Below are 16,668 nucleotides of genomic sequence, written 5' to 3' on the forward strand. Positions count from 1 at the left end.
CACCGCATATCGCGCACCGCACGACGCTGCCACGCGCATCGCGCGGCGCGGCGATGCCGGCCGGCTCGCCGCGCTCGCCGCCGCGCGCCAAGTTGGGGGATGCGCTCACTCCTCCCGTTCCGCCCGCGCCGCCATCTGCGCGCGCTCGCCCTCCTCGTTGCCGCCACCGCCCTTCCTCGCGGCACCGCCGCCGCCCAGAGCGACGCCCAGCGTGACAGCCTCGTGCAGCTCGCCGAGGCGCTGCGCACGCTGCGCCAGCCGCCAATGGAGGGCGGCGTGCCGGTCTACTCCCCCGCGGCGCTTGGCCGGTGGCGCACCGGCCTCGATGCGCTCCGCGCCCGCCACGCCGCGCTCAACGCGGGCGGCTGGTCGGTAGCCGACCGGGTCGATTACATCCTCGTGCGTACACAGCTCGATGCCTTCGACTTCGAGTTGCGCGTGCTGCGCCCATGGGCGCGCGATCCGGGCCACTGGGTCGACCTGCTCGCGCGCACTCCCTTCACCGGGGTGCCCCTCACCGCCGAGGGGCGCACGCGCCTCACGCAACAGCTGCGCGCCGTGCCCCGCACCATCGCGGCCGCGCGCCGACAGCTCACCGAACCGGCGGGCGAGCTGGCCGGCATCGCACACTTTCATCTCACCCGCTCCGATGGCGTGAACCAGGGCGAGCCACGCCGTGACCCGCCACCGGCCGGCATCATTGGGTGGTACGAGGATCTGCGCGCACGCCTCGTGCAGCACGATGCGGCGCTCGTGCCGCTCGCCGACTCTGCGCTCACCGCGCTGCGCGGCTATGCCGGCTGGCTTGCCGCCGAACGCCCGCGCATGACGGCGCCCGCGCACATCGGCCTCGAGGACTACGCGTGGTACCTGCGTCACGTGCGCCTCGTCCCGCTGAACGTGGAGCAGGTGCGGCTCACTGGGGAGCGCGAGATTGCCCGCGCCCGCTCGCTGTTGGCGTTCGACCGGCACAAGTACCGCGCCCTGCCCCCCATCGTGCCGGTCACCACGGCCGAGGAGCATGAACGGCGCACGCGTGAGGCGGAGACGCACATTCGCACCTTCACGCAGCGCGAGAAGCTGCTCACGATTCCCAACGACATTCCGCCGCAGTATGAGACCGACGCGTTCTTCATCGATCGCAGCGCGTGGGGCGGGGCGCGGCACTTCTGGGAAGAGCTCACCTATCGTGATCCGCTCAACAACCACGTGCACGCGTCCATCCCCGGCCACCGTTTCGACGGCGCGCTGCAGCGGCGCCATCCGCGCCCCATCCGCCGCGCCTTCAGCGATGGGACGCGCGCCGAGGGATGGTCCTTCTACATCGAGGAGATGTACCTGCATACCGGTCTGCTGGACGACCGGCCCAAGGGGCGCGAGCTGTTCTGGATTGCACAGCTCAAGCGCGCCGCGCGCATTCATGCCGAGCTGCGCATGCAGACGGGCGAGTGGACGCTCGACGACGCAATCAAGTACCTCGTGCGCGAGGTGCCGCTCATGGAGGAAAACCTCGCGCGCTACGACCTGGCCATCTACCTGCGCCGTCCGGCCTACGGCATGAACTACACCATTGGCAAGGCACAGGTGGAGCAGCTGCTCGCCGACCGCCAGCGCCAACTGGGCGACGCCTTCGACCTCGGCGCCTTCCACGACGCCTTCCTGGCCGCGGGCCCCATCCCCATTGCGCTGATTCGCTGGGAGCTCACCGGGCTCGACGACGAACTGCGCGCGCTGGGGGTGCTGCCATGATCGCGCGTCTGGTCTGTGTCGGCGGTGCGGCGCTCCTGCTAACCACCGCCGCGCCCGTCGGCCATGCGCAGCCGGCGCCGACCCCCGAGTACAGCATCGACCGCTTCTATTCGCTGCCGTCGCTCATTGGCACGGAGCCGCGCGGCATGACCTGGTCGCCAGACGGCCGCACGCTCGCCTTTCTCTGGAACGACGAGGGCATGCCCTTCCTCGACGTGTTCGTGGCGCGCGTGGTCCCCGGGCAACCGCTGCGCCCGCAGCGCGTGACGCGTTTGCCGCGTCCGGATGTTCCCCGAAACCCCGGCCCTTCGTACAGCGAGCAGCGCACCGCCATTGCCGCCGAACTCGACGAAGGCGTGCGCAGCGTGAGCTGGCACCCGGACTCACGGCGGCTGCTGTACGTGCACCAAGGTGGCCTGTGGTTCGTGACGCCGGGCGAGGCGCCGGTGCGACTGGTCACACCACCGGGCGCGGTACAGCGCCCCACCTTCGATCCGTCGGGCGCGCGCGTGGCCTTTGTGCGCGACGGCGATCTCTGGGTGGCCGATCTGCGCGGTGACACGCTGGGCGCCCCGCAGCGGCTCACCACGCTCGCCCGCAGTGGCGTGGGCGTGGAAGACTTCACGTGGGCCCCCGACGGCCGCACGCTGGCCGTTGTGGAGACCGACCGCACGCCCATCCGCACGCGGCTCATTCCCGACTATCTCCCCGACGAAACCATCGCCACGCCGGTGCGCCGCGCCCTCCCCGGTGAACCCTCCGAGCACCGTCGCCTGGGGCTCGTGGCACTCACCGGTGGCCCGCCGCGCTGGCTCGAACTGGGCGGCGAGCCCACCGACATTGTCTTCACCTATGCCTTCTCGCCGCGCGGTGAATCGCTGCTGATCGACAAGAGCGACGTGTTCGTGAAGGACCGGCGCCTGCTCGTGGCCGACGTGGCCACCGGCGCCACGCGCCTGCTCGTGCGCGAGCAGGAGGCCAACAATGTGTCCGCCGAGTGGCGGGCGGCGTGGGCGCCCGATGGGCGCAGCGTGTACTTCACGAGCGATCGGGCGCACGATTACCACGTGTGGCAGGTGGATGCCGCGGGCACCGCGGAAGGCGGTGCGCCGCGCGCCATCACCAGCGGTCCCTGGGCGGTGTTCGGCTTCTCCGTCACGCCGCGTGGGCTGATCGTGGTGGCCAACGAAGGGCGGGCCGAGGAGCGGCACATCTATCGCGTTCCGCTGCGCGGCGGCGCGGCGGTGCGCATGTCGGTACGTGCCGGTACGCACACACCCGTGGTCTCTCCCAACGGCCAGCTGGCCGCCGTGCTCTTCTCGAGCGATACGGTACCCCCCGATCTGTTCGTAACCGACCTCGCCGTGGCGCGCCCCGGTGCGGCAAGCGAACAGCGCGTGACCTCGTCGCCGCGCCCCGAGTTTGCCGCGTACACGTGGCCGGCGCCGCGCTACGTGACCTTCACCAGCCGCGCCGACGGTGCGACGGTGCACGGTCGCCTGCTGTTGCCGCCGAACTACACCCCCAACCGGCGCTGGCCCGTGGTGGTGGGCTCGATCTACAGCAACACGGTGCGCAACCAGTGGGGCGGCCGCAACGCGCACCCGCTCTGGGGCTTCGATCGCGTGCTGCTGGAGAAGGGCTACGTGGTGTTCGCCCTCGACGTGGCAGGCAGTTCCGGCCATGGCACCGCCTTCCGCCGGCGCATTCGGCTGGACTATGGCGGCATCGATGTGGAGGACATCCACAGCGGCGTGGAGTGGCTTGTGGCCCAGGGCATTGCCGACGCCTCGCGCGTGGGCATTTGGGGGAGCAGCTACGGCGGACTGCTCACCAGCATGTCGCTGTTCACGAAGCCCGGGGTGTTCCGGGCCGGCATTGCCGCGGCGCCGGCCACCAACGTACTGCACGCACTCACCGGCGAACAGCGCGTGATGGACACGCCGCAACAGCGGCCGACAGAGTATGCCCGCGCCTCCTCGTCCACCAAGGCGGCAGGGCTCAAGGACGCCCTCATGCTCGTGCACGGCATGCGCGACGTCGTGGTGCTCTACCGCGACTCGGTGTGGCTGCTGCAGTACCTCATGCAGCTTGGCCGCGACGTGGAGCTGGTCACCCTTCCCGACGCGCCGCACGGCTGGGACTTGGGGCCGCGGTACCAGACGCGCTATGCCTTCCAGCGCATGCTCGACTTCTTCGACCGGCACCTCGCACCGGATGGAGCGCCGGCGCGCTGACGGCCACGGGGGCGAGGCGCAAGTCGTGGTCGGCATCGGTGACGGCCTTGCCGACGCCTCCCGTTGGCGATAGTTCACGGATATGCCTTTCCCCATGAAGTTCGCCGGCCACCTTCGGCTCCCGCGTTTCCTGCGTCGCGCGTACCTGTGGCCGCTGGCCCTGCTCCTCGTCCCCTCGGCGCTCGAAACACAGCGACGCCGCGGGTGCCCGCAGTTCGCGCGGGTGCCGGGCTACGGGGCCTGCGCCAGCATCGGCGGCAACAGCTGCGGCTTCTGCACCTACCGCTGCAACGACGACACCGTGGTGCGCTGGAACGTGTGCGGCCAGTAGTTCGGTGCCGCGGCGCGGTGCTCCTGCTCGCGCTCAGCGGCTGTTCGGGGTCGGTGGACGCCACCGACGATGCACCGGACGCGCTGCGCACGGCCATGAACGCGCGCACGGTGTATCCGGCCAAGCGTGAGGAGTGGCGAACCGACATCACTCCGCACACCGATAGCTCGATGGTGCCGCGCGTATTCCGCGCCAGTCGCACCACCGTGGCACTGCTGCAGGACATGCCCGCGCGCATCTCGCAGTTCGAGCTGCATGGCAAGGGCATGCTGCTGTCCACACGACCGGCCCGGGTGGACTCCGTCCTGCATTCGCAGGTACCGCGAGATATCGTGGCGCCAACCGACCTGTCTCGCGTCACCGATGACGGGCAGGTGGACGTGGTGGACAGCGCCACCAGCACCCTCGTGCGCGAGTCGATTGGCGGCTACGTGTTTCGCCGCGACCTGCCCCTGCTGCGCGGTGGCAGCGGGCGCCTGTGCACGGTGGCGCCCGCCACGCTGTTGCACGTACGGTCGTTGGGGGCGCGCCGTGTGCTCGAGGCATTCACGCTCACGGCGAACGCTGCGGATGACGCGCTCACGGGCCGTCATCGCCTCGTCGGCGAAACGGGAGCACGGCTGCGCTTCGGCAGTGGCGACGTGCGGCGGTGTCTGCTCATCACGCAACGCGACGTGTTCATCGTGAGCGCGCCCGCCAGTGACAGCCCGCACGCGGCGCCACGCGTGGAACCGCTACGTCCACCAGGTGATGCCGCGCCTCGGCGCATCGGTGACGCTGGTGGTGCGGCGAGCGCACCGCGTCAGCCGTATGTGGTGGACGCCTCCATCGTGGACGGCGGATTCGTGGTGCTGCTGGGGACGATCTCCGACCAGCAGGGACGGCTGGTGGACTACTACGACGAGCAGGGGCGCTATCTGCAGAGCGCCATGCTGCCGTTCACGGCCTCGGCCATGGCCGGAGCCGGACCGCGCTTTCTCGCGCTGCACCGGGACCAGCAGTATCGCTGGTGGCTGTCCTCGTGGCTCACCCCCATGGCGGCGCGCGGCGCCACACCGCCGCCGGAACCACCGCGTCTCGAGAAGGCTCCGGAGCGGCAACTGTTCGAACCGCAGCGGCGAGGCCCGGCGAAGTAGCGGCGAAGTAGCGGCGCGGGGTGATCGTGGGGTATGCGGGCCGCTGCGTGATCGGTGTGGCCTACTTCGCTGCGCGAATCAACCGTTCCTGCACAGCACGCAGGGGAAGCGTGGGCCCGCCGGCAATGTTCCACGCATTGAAGACCACCACCATCTCCTGATCGGGAAACGCCATGGGGAACTGCCCGCCGAATCCCGACCCGGCCCAGATGAACGCGTCTTTCCGTACCGGATTGCTGTACAGCCACCACTTGTACCCGTACTGCGGTGCGCCAGCGCGTGTGCTGGTCGCGACGTGCGGTGTCACGGATTCGCGCACCCAGCGTTCGGACACGATGGTCGTGCCGTTCCAGCGGCCGCCCTGCAGCCACAGCTGCCAGATCCGCGCCAGGTCGGTCGCTTCGAGATACAAGCCCCCTTCGGTGTCGATGGTGCCCGAGGTGGTGCGCTTCCAGTGCCACTGGGTGATGCCGAGTGGCGCGAAGAGGTGGCGCGCCGCGTACTCCTCGATGTCCACGCCAGTGGCGCGAAAGAAGATGTGCGCGAGCAGCGCGCTTTCGCCGCTGCTGTAGTTGAACTGGGTGCCCGGCTCGCGCATCATGGGCCGGTCGATGGTGAACTTGACCCAGTCAGGGCTGGCCTCGAGTGCGCCAGCTGTGTTGCGCGGATCGCTGTACGGAATGCTTTCGTTCCAGTCGAATCCGCCGGTCATGGTGAGCAGGTGGCGGATGGTGATGCGTCGCTTGCGGTCGTCGAGGTTCGCCACCGCGCTGGTGTCCCAGTACGTGAGAATCGGCGTGTCGAGTGCGGGGAAGTCACCACGGGTGACCGCCACCCCGATGACCGCCGAGGCCACCGTCTTGGACACGGACTGCAGGGTGTGCAGCGTGCCCCGCCGGTAGGTCGGGTGCCACCACGGGTTGAAGTAGTTGAAGGGCCCGGTCGGGTCGTGCGAATTGTTCAGCGACGCGCTGGCGCGCGACGAGTCACCGTAGATCTTGTCGTAGTCGCGCGGATACGTCTTGTCGGTCACGACCTGACCGCGACGAATGACCACCATGCGGTCGATGTTGCCATACTTCCCCGCCTTGATCTCCGCGTCGAGGCTGTCGATCACGGCGGCATTGAGGCCGACTTTCGCCGGGGTCGACGTGGGCCATCTGAATGGCGTTGGCTGGGCCCCGAGTGACGAGGCGGCGAGCAACGCGAGGGCGACGGCGGCGAGGGAGAGTGGGCGTGTCATGGCCCTATTCTACGGAGCCGCGGGAGGGGCGGAAAGGACGCAGTGGCGCGTCCGGGCCTATCGGCGGTTGGAACGCCATCCGCGCTCCCCGGTAGCCTGCTCGCGTCAGCGGTTGCCCACGCGCTCCAGTGTAGCGGCATCACGCGCATTGTCACGCAATGCCCAGTCCTTGCCCACCGTGTAGCCCGCCCAAAACAGGACAAATAGCACAAGAAGAATGCGCGCCAGCGTGAGCCGATGCTGGCTGATCCAGTGTGTGCCGTCTGTTCGCGTCACCGTGGTCCCCTCCCTTGCTGTTGCGAAGCCCTGTGATCACGGCGAAGCCTACGTTGAATCGCTGGTCCGCCGTAACGGACATTACGCGTCCGATGCGTGTGCCGTGACCTGCGCGTTGCTGATCGCGGTCACGAAGCCGTCGGGATCGTCGAGATGAAGGCCAATACAGCGCACCGGCACACGGATGATGTTCGCGAACACGACCGTGTGGGGCGCCCGAAGGACAAGCAACACGTTGGGAGACGCTGGGTGCATCAGATTGCGATATTCCTTCGCATCGGGGCTCCCCGTCTCGGGCAGCTCCTGCCAGGTGGGGCGTTTCGCACGGACGACCGCCTCGAGTGGAATCTTCGCCCGCGCGCGCAGGCCGACTCGCAGCTCCAACGTACGATCGTTCACCGTGAGGGAATCGCGACCAAGGCGCTGATAGTCGGCGGCGAGATATGCGAGTGTCAGGAGACTCCCGATCGTCAGCAACCACGCCAAAGCCGGATACCGCCCCTGAAGCAACAGGTGCAATACCACGGTCTCGATCGTGAGGATGAGTCCAAAGCCAATGGTGAGACTGGCGGACCGAGAACTCCGATAACTGAACGTCAGGCTTTTGTCCTCGACAGAATGCCGCGGTCAGATATGGCCCACGGCATGTGCGTTGAGAGCAGCTTCCAGATTCTCGAAAACCTGTTCCGCTTGGCGAGTCATGTTCCCGACCCCGACAGTCTTGCCGTCGGCGTTTCTTGGCACTTGTCCCGAAGACTCAACGATTCGTTGGGACGCACCTATGCGCCAGCGGGCCCGCCCAGATCGTCGGGTAGTGGTTGATCGGGCGTCTCGCGGTCCCACGCGAGCTGCGCGATTCGCCACCCGCCCAAAGCGCTCGCTCCGGCCGACCAGTTCCTGCTCCCAGAGTCCGCGGGTGGCGAACTCGCGCGCTCCTTCGGCGACGAATCGTTCCACGTCGTACGTCTCGGTGAGCGGTGTCCCGTCGGCCGCCCGCTGCGTAGCTGGAGTCCATCTCACTCTATACGCGTCGACTCATCATTGTCCCCGCCTCCTGGTGACCAACAGCTACGTGCGCACTAATCTCGCGCAACCGGCGCACCACTGAGCCCCAGCCGACACAGCCCCGCAACAGCCGCGCGGAAATGCTGCGTCCGTCGCTGCCGCCACGTGTCGCGCCAGCGATATCCTCCGGCACATACCAAGGCACCGCATCCGACCACCAAGGCACCCAGCACCGAAAATCGGGAAGGCAAACCGGTAACGAGTGGTATTGCCGCGATTACCACGCCCAGGCCTGCGAGGACTCCCCCCACCGACATCGTATGATCAACCGCCCGGGAGGCCAGCAGGAGCCGCCAGCCCGTGCCGTACGGATCGGGCTCGAGTCTCACCTCAATGCGTGACACGTCTTGCTGTTCGTAATCCTTGCTGCGCCAACGACGGAGCGAGCCCTCATGTGTCACCACGCCGGAGTCCTCGAACACATCACGGAGCACCGCAACGATTCGCCCCCATGTCTCCTCCGACGGCGCCTCCGCCAACTGGAACGATGTCGTGAGCTCCAACGAGTTCGTATCCACCCGCTGCGTCACCATTCGCTCCGCATCCACCTGGCGCGCGGCAGCGGTCAGTCGATCGGGCGCAATGCCCACCTCTTCGCCAATGCGATGAAGGTCGGCGAGCGCGAGCCCCTGCCGCGATACCTCTGGCGCCGAAAGGACCGATCGTCCTACCGTCGAGTCCCCCTCTGTGGCCAGTCGCAGGATCATGGTGACCTCCGCCTCGGCATAGCGAACGTCGGCGGGTGCTGCGGTTTCGTGTGGCAACGGACCGTTCGTCATCGCGATGAGGTGTGTGGTTCCGGACATCCGCCTCGAAGGTAGCCGAGAGCCGGCGCCGCTCCCCCGCTGGGTCGGTGGCCGCACATCGAGCTGATTCCAGACCGCCAACTTTGCCGCCTTCTGGAAGTCGATGACGTGACGCAGACGTCTGTGACGAGCGGACCGCCCGGGGCGTACTGGAATGGTGAATGGCGGCGCGAACGACGGCCGTCTTCTCGGCGCCCGCCAACCGCCTGCTCGCGTCAGCGGGTGCCCGCCTGTGCGAGCGAAGAGACTTCACGAGCATTGTCACGCAAGGCCCGGTCTTTGCCCAGCGTGTAGCCAGCCAGGACAACGAGAATGAGCACCACCAGGAACCTGTTGTGGTTGATCCAGCGTGAGATCTCTGCCCGCGTTAGCATCGTGCGTCCGTTTGCCGGAGGAATCGTCATGGAGTGACGGGACCGTCATGTGCCCGGTCCTCGAAGGTAAAGATCGTAACGGGGGCGGGCTGCCCGCCGAGCGCAGTGATCCCGCCAATCGGGCGGGCGTCCTGAAGCGCCGCCATCAACCGGAACGTCTCTTGCGCGAGGACGAGATCGGCCAGCTTGCCCTCGGCCACCGTCCCTAGTGGGACGTAGTTGATTTACGTGTAGCAGGCATGCGACGGGTGGGGTCGCGGTACCGCCACACAAAGGGCTGGCAGGTCTCGTTGTGGAGCTTGATGTAGCGGAGCAGCTTGCGTGTGAGATCGGAGGTCGAGGTGAAGATCCCGCGCGCCATGCAGTCGCGTTCGATGCGGGCGAACCAACTCTCCACTTGGTTGAGCCAGCTGCGGTAGGTCGGGGTGTCGTGCATCGTCACGCGCGGGTGCGCGGCGAGCCAGTCCTTCACCGCCTGGGTCTTATGTGCCGAGAGGTTGTCGACGACAAAGTGGATCGCCTTCCCCCGCGGGGCGGAACGGGTGACCGTGTCGAGGAAGTCGACGAACTCGGCGCTCGTATGGCGGACGGCGACCTTCCCCTGCACGTGCCCGGTGCCGACGTCGAGCGCCGCGTACAGCGAGCGCGTGCCGTGGCGCACGTACTCGAAGCCATGGGATTGGGCCCGCCCCGGCCGCAGCGGCAGCACCGGGTCGGTGCGATCCAGCGCTTGAATCGCCGTCTTCTCGTCGACGCAGAACACCACGGCATTCACGGGCGGGTCGATGTACAGCCCGATGATATCGGCGGCCTTCGTCTCGAAGTCGGGATCGGGGCTCCCCTTGTAGCGTTCCAGCCGATGGGGCTTGAGCCCGTGCCGCTTCCAGACGGTCGTGACCGTGGTGTGGGCGACGCCGAGCTTCGCCGCCAGTCGCCGACTCGACCAGTGCGTGAGCGGCGCCGGCGGCTTCGTCTGCAGGGTCAGGCGGACGATCTTCGCCTCGAGCGCCGCGCTGATCCCATGGCCGCGTCCCGCTCGCGGCGCATCGGCCAACGCGAGCACCCCGCCCTCGACGAAGCGCCGCTTCCAGATGGCGATGAACCGATCCGTGCAAGCGAATCGGGCGCCAATCGCGGCGTAGCTATCGCCATCGGCCAGCGCGAGCACGACGCGCACCCGCTTCGCAATCGCCTGGCTCAGCGTCGTCTGCCGCAGCATCTGCTCGAGCGTGCCGCGATTCTCGGAGGTGGGCACGAGATCCATCGTAGCGGTAAACATACCGCTCGGTGCTGCAACTCTCGTGCTATCCACATTTCAACTACGACCCACTAGTTGTAAATGACAAAAACATTGTTCACACGGCGAGGGGCAGGCGTGAGGCTGGGGGCGCGTCGTTGAGGGCGCTGTGACGGCGATGCAAGTTGTAGTAGGTCAGGTAGGTCGGTAAGGCGGCGGTGCGGCGAGCGGTGCGCCCGTGCAATGTGCCGAAGGGCAGGGTCACCTTCGGCAGTCCACCCAGCCCCGCAATGCACAGCAGCGCCAGCGCCCGCTCGCGAAACGCCACCGGGTCGGCCGGCCGCAGCCGAAGCAGTGGGGCGAGATCCGGCACGGTTGGCAGCACGAACACGGCGTTGTCTGCCAGCAACGCGTCAAGTCGCACCATGATGTCGGCGCGACGCTGGCGCATGATCTCGACCTCGTGCGGCTGTACCTCCGACACCGCGCGGTGCACGCCCCTGACGGGGCGTCCCGCCGGCTACGCCTCATCTCGCCTGTGGTGGCCGGTGTTCAGGTGGCCACTGGTGGCCGGATTTGGGTGTCCACCGAGGGGGGCTATCGCGTCTTCGTGGAGAGCCGCGAGATCTTCGACCGCACCGTGCCGACACGGAAGCCGCAGGCCGTACGCTGGCTGGCAACGCAGCCAGTACTCTCCCCGCAGGAAGCGGTGCGGACGCGGCCTTCACGGGCGTCACCGAGGACTTTTCAGGTTCGGTCGCCGGCCACGCGCCCTCGGGCGGGACCGTCGGCAGCCCGAGAGCGCTCGTCCGCGAATTCGGCGGAACGCTCTCGCTCCATCCCTACCGGAACGATGTCGGCCAGTGCACGCTGCAGGTCTTCGACTCACGTGGCGGCTTCCTGAGCAGCAAGTCGAACAGAACCCCGATCTTCTGCCGCAACCGGAACTCGGTCAGCGTCCGGATCGTCCGCGACGGCGGGTCGCCGCCCGCCACTCGCGCTGGCGGGGTTGGCGACCGCGCGGTATGCTCGACGGGGAGCTGACCCACCCCGTTCGACATTCCTTGCCTGCCCGCAGGAGGGCGCCCCATATCGTGGTAACCGAGATGCGCCACCGACTGAGCCTCGACCAGATCGCCCGCGCACGCACGGTGATCGACCCGGTGTTCTTGGATACCCCGCAGTTTCGTGCCGAGTCGCTCGAGGCCACGCTTGGCTGCCGCCTCGTCATCAAGGTCGAGACGCTCAACCCGATCCGCTGCTTCAAGGGCCGCGGCGCGTCGTTCTTTGCCGAGGGGCTGGCCGCCGGGGCTACCGTCGTCTGCGCCAGTGCGGGCAACTTCGGGCAGGCCATGGCCTATGCCTGCCGCAGTCGCGGCACAGGCGCCGTCATCTTCGCCAGCGTCCACGCCAATCCGCTCAAGGTCGAGCGCATGCGCGCGCTTGGTGCCGACGTACGCCTGCACGGCGCCGACTTCGACGCCGCCAAGCTCGAGGCGAAGCGGTACGCGGCCGCGCATGGCCTGCAGATGGTCGAAGACGGCCTGCAGCCGGCGATCTCCGAGGGCGCGGGCACGATCGCGGTCGAGCTCCTGCGCTGGCCCGAGGCGTTCGATGACCTCGTCGTCCCGCTCGGCAACGGCGCGCTCGTTACCGGCATGGGGCGCTGGTTGAAAGCACATGCGCCCACGACGCGGGTAGTCGGTGCGGCCGCGGCCGGAGCGCCGGCCATGGTCGAGTCCTGGCGCTCCGGCCGGATCGTTTCCTACGAGCAGGTTGACACCATCGCCGATGGCGTTGCTGCTCGTCTGCCGGTCCCTGAGGCCGTCGCTGACATGGACGGCACGGTCGACGAAACGATGCTCGTGCAGGATGCCACGATCCTGACCGCGATGCGGCTCATCCATGAGCACCTCGGCCTGGTCATCGAGCCTGCGGGCGCGATCGGACTGGCGGCGATCCTCGCGGATCCGGCACGCTTCCATGGACGGCTGGTGGCAACGGTCCTGTGCGGCGCGAACCTGACGCCGCGGCAGATCGCCGACTGGCTCACCCCGACCGGCGACGGCAGCCGGCGCTGATTGTCATCAGGGTTGGCTGGGCGGCAGCGTGGCGCCTGAAGCCCTTCCGGCCGCCTCCGGGTCCGTCGGCTTCCGCACGTCGGCGTCAGCCAATCCGTCCCGTCGCCCCTTCCCCCCGCCGCTCGCTGCCATGACGCGCCGACCCGCCCTCCTGCTCGCCGCCACCCTCGCCCTCGCCTCCACCGCGCGCGCCCAGAAGGGAGTCGGCGCCCTCGACGCCGAGATCCAGCGGCGCGTCGAGGCCGTCACCACCAAGGTGGTCACCTGGCGGCGCGACATCCACGAGCACCCCGAGCTCTCGGGCGAGGAGGTGCGCACGTCACGGCTCGTCGCCGAGCACCTTCGGGCCCTCGGTCTCGACGTGCGGACCGAGGTCGGCGGGCACGGCGTCGTGGGGCTGCTCAGGGGCGGGAAGCCGGGCCCTGTCGTCGCGCTGCGCGCCGACATGGACGCCCTTCCCGTGGAGGAGCAAGTGGATCTTCCGTTCAAGTCCCGGGTCAAGGCGACCTTTCTCGGTGCACCGGTCGGCGTCATGCACGCCTGCGGCCATGACAACCACGTGGCGATCCTCATGGGGACGGCGGAGGTTCTCGCGGGCATGAAGGCGATGCTGCCGGGCACCGTCAAGTTCGTCTTCCAGCCCGCCGAGGAGTACAGCCCCACCGGCGTGGGCGGCGCCGAGTCGATGCTCCGCGACGGAGCGTTCGAAAACCCCCGTGTGGACGCCGTCTTCGGGCTGCACGTGTTCCCGGCGTCCCATGGCGCGATCATCACCAGGCCAGGGCCGTGGCTGGCAGCGGCCAACGACGCGACGATCATCATCAAGGGAAAGCAGACGCACGGCGCCCAGCCCTGGAATGGCGTGGATGCGGTGTTGGTCGGCGCCCAGGTCGTGACGGCGCTGCAGGCCGTCGTGAGCCGCCAGGTGGACATCACCAGGGTCCCGGCGATCGTGACCGTCGGCGCGTTCCAGGCCGGCGTCCGCAGCAACATCATTCCCGACTCGGCGGTGCTGCGGCTGTCCATCCGCACGTTCGACGCCGCCATGAAGGAGGACATCTTCGCGCGCATCCGGCGCACTGCGGAGGGGGTGGCCGCCGCCAGCGGTGCGACGGTGAGCGTGACCTTCGATCCCGGCGTCCCCGCCACGGTCAACCATCCGGCACTCACCAGGCGCATGTGGCCAACGCTGCAGCGTGCCGCCGGCGCCTCGGGCGTCATCGAGAGCGAACTCGTCACAGCGAGCGAGGACTTCTCCTTTTTCATGGAGAAGGCGCCCGGCCTCTTCATCGGCCTTGGCGTGAATCCCAAGGGCAGTGACCCGCGCACGGCGGCCCCCAATCACTCCCCCTTCTTCTTCGCCGACGAGGGGGCCCTCCCGAACGGCGTGCGCGCCATGAGCATGCTGGCGGTGGACTACCTGCTGGGCGGCAAGTAGGTGCGGCACGTAGGCGAAACACGTAGGCGCAACACGTAGGCGCAACACGGGCGCGCGGCACCGGGGCCAGCGTTCGGCCGAAACATGGTGTAGCCCGACGTTCGGAGCACCGCCGCAATGCGGCGATGGTCGTCGTCGGGGAGCTTCAATGGCCAAGTCGTATCGGCGGTTCAGTGCGGAGTTCAAGCTCCGGTTGGTCGAGTCGTATCTCGCAGGCGATGGCAGCATCAAGGGCTTGGCCACGCAGGCCGGCATCGACCACTCCCTCCTGCATTACTGGCTCAACAAGTACCGCCTGTGGGTCGCCGACTGGACGTAGCTGAAGGTGGGCCGGGATTCGGCATTCCTGGCGGTGCTGCTCGACGCGTGGTCGCGCCGGGCGATCGGCTATGCGCTCGGCCCCTTACCTGACGCGAGGCTACCCTTGGCGGCGCCGGACGCGGCCCTCAGGATGGATGAAGCAGTTGACCGGGAGTGACGCAATGCGATCTTCGGGGGCTCCCTCGCTCCGGCGCGAAGTCGAGCGTCAATTCTGGGCGCAGAGTGCGAGGGGAATCACGAGCGAGAAGGCCGCCGAAACGGTTGGTGTGTCGCCGGCGGTCGGCACTCGCTGGTTCCGGCAGCGCGGAGGGATGCCGTTGATGATGGCGAAACCAATTTGTGGTCGGTATCTGTCGCTAGTGTGCTGAACCAGAAGTTCGTTGACAAAAACGCTTGACGCTGTCGAGGATCTCATCGGCCGTCTTGGTCCAGACGAACGGCTTCGGATCCTTGTTGGTGTGCGCGATGTAGGTCATGATCGCGTCTTCGAGCGCGTCGGTACTGCGATGCGCGCCCCGCTTGAGTTGCTTGCGGGTCAGCTCACCAAACCAGCGTTCGACCATGTTGATCCACGACGCGCTGGTTGGCGTGAAGTGCACGTGGAAGCGCGGACGTTTGGCGAGCCACCGACGAATCATCGCGGTCTTGTGGGTGCCGTAGTTATCGAGAATCAGGTGGACCTCGAGCGCCGCAGGGACACTGCGGTCGATCTGATCGAGGAATTTCCGGAACTCCTGCGACCGATGCCGCGACTCACAGCGCCCGATGATCTCGCCGGTTCTCGCATCCAGGGCGGCGAAGAGGGACACCGTGCCATGGCGCACGTAGTCGTGCGTGCGCCGCTCGACTTGACCAGGCCTCATCGGCAGCAGCGGCTGCGTCCGGTCCAACGCTTGGATCTGCGACTGCTCGTCGACGCACAAGACGAGCGCACGGTCGGGCGGATCGAGGTACAAGCCGACAATATCGCGCACCTTCTCGATGAATTGCGGATCGGTCGATAGCTTGAATGTCTCGACCCGATGCGGCTGCAGGCCAAAGGCTCGCCACATGCGACTCACCGTGCTCTGGCTCAAGCCGAGCTTTCGCGCCAGCGACCGCGTACTCCAGTGCGTCGCATCGTTCGGTCGCGATTCGAGCGTGGTGCGAATCGCGGTCTCGACCTCGGCATCCGTGATCTTCCGCGGCGCGCCGACGCGCGGCTCATCCAACAACCCAGCGATCCGCTGGCGCAGGAAGCGCCGGCGCCACTTGCCGACGGTAGGAATCACGACCCCCAGCTTTGCGGCAATCGCCGTGTTGGTCGCGCCGGTGCTCGCCGCCAAAATGATGCGGGCCCGCAGCGCCATCGCCTGCGCGGTGCGCCGCCGGCGCGTCCACTCCTGCAACGTCGCACGCTCGTCGTCACTCAGTACAACCGGGGGCAGCTTCGCAGAAGGCATCGCATCTCCAAGTTACTGGAGATACGCGGGGCCCGAAGTCTTCGTTGACACGAACTTCTGACTCGTCACACTAGGCCGCGTGACGCCGACGAGCCGAGAGCCCAATCCCTGCCAGACCGGCCGCGAGCAGCGCTACCGATGTCGGCTCGGGCACCGTCGTTCCGAGCGACTCCGTGGCCGTCACCGTGAACGAACCGCTGTTGTTGTACCATCCGAAGCCGTCACCCGAACCGAAGAAGAGTCGCGTCGCGCCAGTCGGCGTAGTGAACACCTGCGACGCACCATTGAACTGACCGAGGTTCGTGTCGGTGGTCAGGCCATCGCCAATGAAGAAGATCTGCCCGAGCCCCGGCGCGAGCGTTGCAAAGTTCAACCCACCGCCGAAGTCGAGTTGCGCCGGCGTTGTCGTGCCCGTCGGGCTGTTCGCGTCGAGGAAGACGCCGAAGAGCGCGTTGTACCGCACGTTCAGCGGTGCCGAAATGCCATCGCCGTAGTTCGTGAGCGATCCTCCCTCATTGCCGTCAGGATTGTTGCCGCTCACAGGATTCGAAGAATAGTTCGAGATGCCTGTGACCGAGAAGGTCAGGAGAGAACCGGCGGTGACCGAGATGAACGGTGGCGCCTGCCCCGGCACTGCGTCGCCGTTGCAGCACGTATAGCCGCTGAGTCGTCCAGCGAGATTGGGATTGGCGGATCCGAGCACAGTCGTCTGCGCCGAAACGGGTGCGGCGAGCAAAGTGGCCACGGACATGGCGATCGCCAACTGGCGCGCGCGGTGGCCGCAGCGTTTGATTTTCGGTACGTGCGAGGGCATCAGACCTCCGAAGTGAGACGGTACGGCAAGTGGAATATCGATGATCGACGAGCAATCTGACGTGTCGGTTCAACCCGAGATCAACAGGCACAACGTTTTGTTGATTAAGAACTTAGGC

General features: G+C 67.6%; 17 protein-coding genes and 1 pseudogene. 8 read left to right on the forward strand and 10 right to left on the reverse strand.

Features of this window, described 5'->3' with window-relative positions; all coding sequences use genetic code 11:
- Positions 1–99 precede the first annotated feature (99 nt).
- The 4 genes from O9271_RS16540 (at position 100) to O9271_RS16555 (ending at position 5,453) form a co-directional block, all read left to right on the forward strand.
- Entirely contained in the window at positions 100–1,749 is a 1,650-nt protein-coding gene (locus tag O9271_RS16540) for a DUF885 family protein (protein WP_298272138.1), read from the forward strand.
- On the forward strand, positions 1,746–3,986 hold the full coding sequence (locus O9271_RS16545; RefSeq protein ID WP_298272141.1) for a prolyl oligopeptidase family serine peptidase: 2,241 nt from the start codon (positions 1,746–1,748) through the stop codon (positions 3,984–3,986). The genes O9271_RS16540 and O9271_RS16545 overlap by 4 nt, the downstream gene beginning before the upstream one ends.
- Before the next feature lie 82 nt (positions 3,987–4,068).
- The gene (locus tag O9271_RS16550) at positions 4,069–4,317 is read left to right on the forward strand and encodes a hypothetical protein (protein WP_298272144.1); all 249 of its coding nucleotides are present in this window, start codon (positions 4,069–4,071) and stop codon (positions 4,315–4,317) included.
- A gap of 17 nt (positions 4,318–4,334) precedes the next feature.
- Positions 4,335–5,453, forward strand: a complete 1,119-nt coding sequence (locus O9271_RS16555) for a hypothetical protein (protein ID WP_298272147.1) — start codon at positions 4,335–4,337, stop codon at positions 5,451–5,453.
- A gap of 61 nt (positions 5,454–5,514) precedes the next feature.
- On the opposite strand, the gene O9271_RS16560 is transcribed toward O9271_RS16555, so the two are convergent.
- From O9271_RS16560 to O9271_RS16595, 8 genes are all read right to left on the reverse strand, one after another.
- The gene (locus O9271_RS16560; RefSeq protein ID WP_298272150.1) at positions 5,515–6,696 is read right to left on the reverse strand and encodes a serine hydrolase; all 1,182 of its coding nucleotides are present in this window, start codon (positions 6,694–6,696) and stop codon (positions 5,515–5,517) included.
- Positions 6,697–6,801: 105 nt separating this feature from the next.
- A complete protein-coding gene (locus O9271_RS16565; protein WP_298272153.1) occupies positions 6,802–6,972 on the reverse strand; it encodes a hypothetical protein in 171 nt (56 codons plus the stop codon).
- A gap of 81 nt (positions 6,973–7,053) precedes the next feature.
- The gene (locus tag O9271_RS16570) at positions 7,054–7,497 is read right to left on the reverse strand and encodes a hypothetical protein (RefSeq protein ID WP_298272156.1); all 444 of its coding nucleotides are present in this window, start codon (positions 7,495–7,497) and stop codon (positions 7,054–7,056) included.
- 554 nt (positions 7,498–8,051) lie between these two features.
- Entirely contained in the window at positions 8,052–8,843 is a 792-nt protein-coding gene (locus tag O9271_RS16575; RefSeq protein WP_298272158.1) for a hypothetical protein, read from the reverse strand.
- A 215-nt stretch (positions 8,844–9,058) separates the two neighbouring features.
- Entirely contained in the window at positions 9,059–9,247 is a 189-nt protein-coding gene (locus O9271_RS16580; RefSeq protein ID WP_298272160.1) for a hypothetical protein, read from the reverse strand.
- Positions 9,244–9,417 carry a hypothetical protein gene (locus O9271_RS16585; RefSeq protein ID WP_298272162.1) on the reverse strand — a complete coding sequence of 58 codons (174 nt, stop codon included), beginning with the start codon at positions 9,415–9,417 and terminating at the stop codon, positions 9,244–9,246. Before O9271_RS16585 ends, O9271_RS16580 begins: the two co-directional genes overlap by 4 nt.
- A gap of 5 nt (positions 9,418–9,422) precedes the next feature.
- Positions 9,423–10,472, reverse strand: coding sequence for an IS630 family transposase (locus O9271_RS16590; protein ID WP_298272165.1), 1,050 nt, complete (start codon positions 10,470–10,472; stop codon positions 9,423–9,425).
- 100 nt (positions 10,473–10,572) lie between these two features.
- Positions 10,573–10,905 (reverse strand): hypothetical protein, encoded by a 333-nt coding sequence (locus tag O9271_RS16595; protein WP_298272167.1) that lies wholly within the window; start codon positions 10,903–10,905, stop codon positions 10,573–10,575.
- A 655-nt stretch (positions 10,906–11,560) separates the two neighbouring features.
- Between O9271_RS16595 and O9271_RS16600 the strand changes: the two genes are divergently transcribed.
- The 4 genes and pseudogenes from O9271_RS16600 to O9271_RS16615 all read left to right on the forward strand — a co-directional run.
- On the forward strand, positions 11,561–12,535 hold the full coding sequence (locus tag O9271_RS16600; protein WP_291260625.1) for a pyridoxal-phosphate dependent enzyme: 975 nt from the start codon (positions 11,561–11,563) through the stop codon (positions 12,533–12,535).
- A gap of 130 nt (positions 12,536–12,665) precedes the next feature.
- A complete protein-coding gene (locus O9271_RS16605) occupies positions 12,666–13,973 on the forward strand; it encodes an amidohydrolase (RefSeq protein ID WP_298272172.1) in 1,308 nt (435 codons plus the stop codon).
- A gap of 148 nt (positions 13,974–14,121) precedes the next feature.
- Entirely contained in the window at positions 14,122–14,292 is a 171-nt protein-coding gene (locus tag O9271_RS16610; RefSeq protein ID WP_298272175.1) for a transposase, read from the forward strand.
- A gap of 136 nt (positions 14,293–14,428) precedes the next feature.
- A pseudogene (locus O9271_RS16615) lies at positions 14,429–14,650 on the forward strand (IS30 family transposase); the annotation flags it as partial.
- Here O9271_RS16615 and O9271_RS16620 read toward each other — a convergent pair.
- Positions 14,651–15,736 (reverse strand): IS630 family transposase, encoded by a 1,086-nt coding sequence (locus O9271_RS16620; RefSeq protein WP_298272177.1) that lies wholly within the window; start codon positions 15,734–15,736, stop codon positions 14,651–14,653. It abuts the pseudogene before it with no gap.
- A gap of 70 nt (positions 15,737–15,806) precedes the next feature.
- Entirely contained in the window at positions 15,807–16,550 is a 744-nt protein-coding gene (locus O9271_RS16625; protein WP_298272179.1) for a PEP-CTERM sorting domain-containing protein, read from the reverse strand.
- Positions 16,551–16,668 lie beyond the last annotated feature (118 nt).

The organism is Gemmatimonas sp., from assembly GCF_027531815.1.
Classification (GTDB): domain Bacteria; phylum Gemmatimonadota; class Gemmatimonadetes; order Gemmatimonadales; family Gemmatimonadaceae; genus Gemmatimonas.

Coding starts and splice junctions, on each gene's coding strand:
- O9271_RS16610 (WP_298272175.1), top strand. CDS start 14,122: ATGGCCAAGTCGTATCGGCGGTTCAGTGCGGAGTTCAAGCTCCGGTTG.
- O9271_RS16600 (WP_291260625.1), top strand. CDS start 11,561: ATGCGCCACCGACTGAGCCTCGACCAGATCGCCCGCGCACGCACGGTG.
- O9271_RS16595 (WP_298272167.1), bottom strand. CDS start 10,905: ATGCGCCAGCGTCGCGCCGACATCATGGTGCGACTTGACGCGTTGCTG.
- O9271_RS16560 (WP_298272150.1), bottom strand. CDS start 6,696: ATGACACGCCCACTCTCCCTCGCCGCCGTCGCCCTCGCGTTGCTCGCC.
- O9271_RS16620 (WP_298272177.1), bottom strand. CDS start 15,736: ATGCCTTCTGCGAAGCTGCCCCCGGTTGTACTGAGTGACGACGAGCGT.
- O9271_RS16625 (WP_298272179.1), bottom strand. CDS start 16,550: ATGCCCTCGCACGTACCGAAAATCAAACGCTGCGGCCACCGCGCGCGC.
- O9271_RS16540 (WP_298272138.1), top strand. CDS start 100: ATGCGCTCACTCCTCCCGTTCCGCCCGCGCCGCCATCTGCGCGCGCTC.
- O9271_RS16550 (WP_298272144.1), top strand. CDS start 4,069: ATGCCTTTCCCCATGAAGTTCGCCGGCCACCTTCGGCTCCCGCGTTTC.
- O9271_RS16605 (WP_298272172.1), top strand. CDS start 12,666: ATGACGCGCCGACCCGCCCTCCTGCTCGCCGCCACCCTCGCCCTCGCC.
- O9271_RS16575 (WP_298272158.1), bottom strand. CDS start 8,843: ATGTCCGGAACCACACACCTCATCGCGATGACGAACGGTCCGTTGCCA.
- O9271_RS16580 (WP_298272160.1), bottom strand. CDS start 9,247: ATGACGATTCCTCCGGCAAACGGACGCACGATGCTAACGCGGGCAGAG.
- O9271_RS16545 (WP_298272141.1), top strand. CDS start 1,746: ATGATCGCGCGTCTGGTCTGTGTCGGCGGTGCGGCGCTCCTGCTAACC.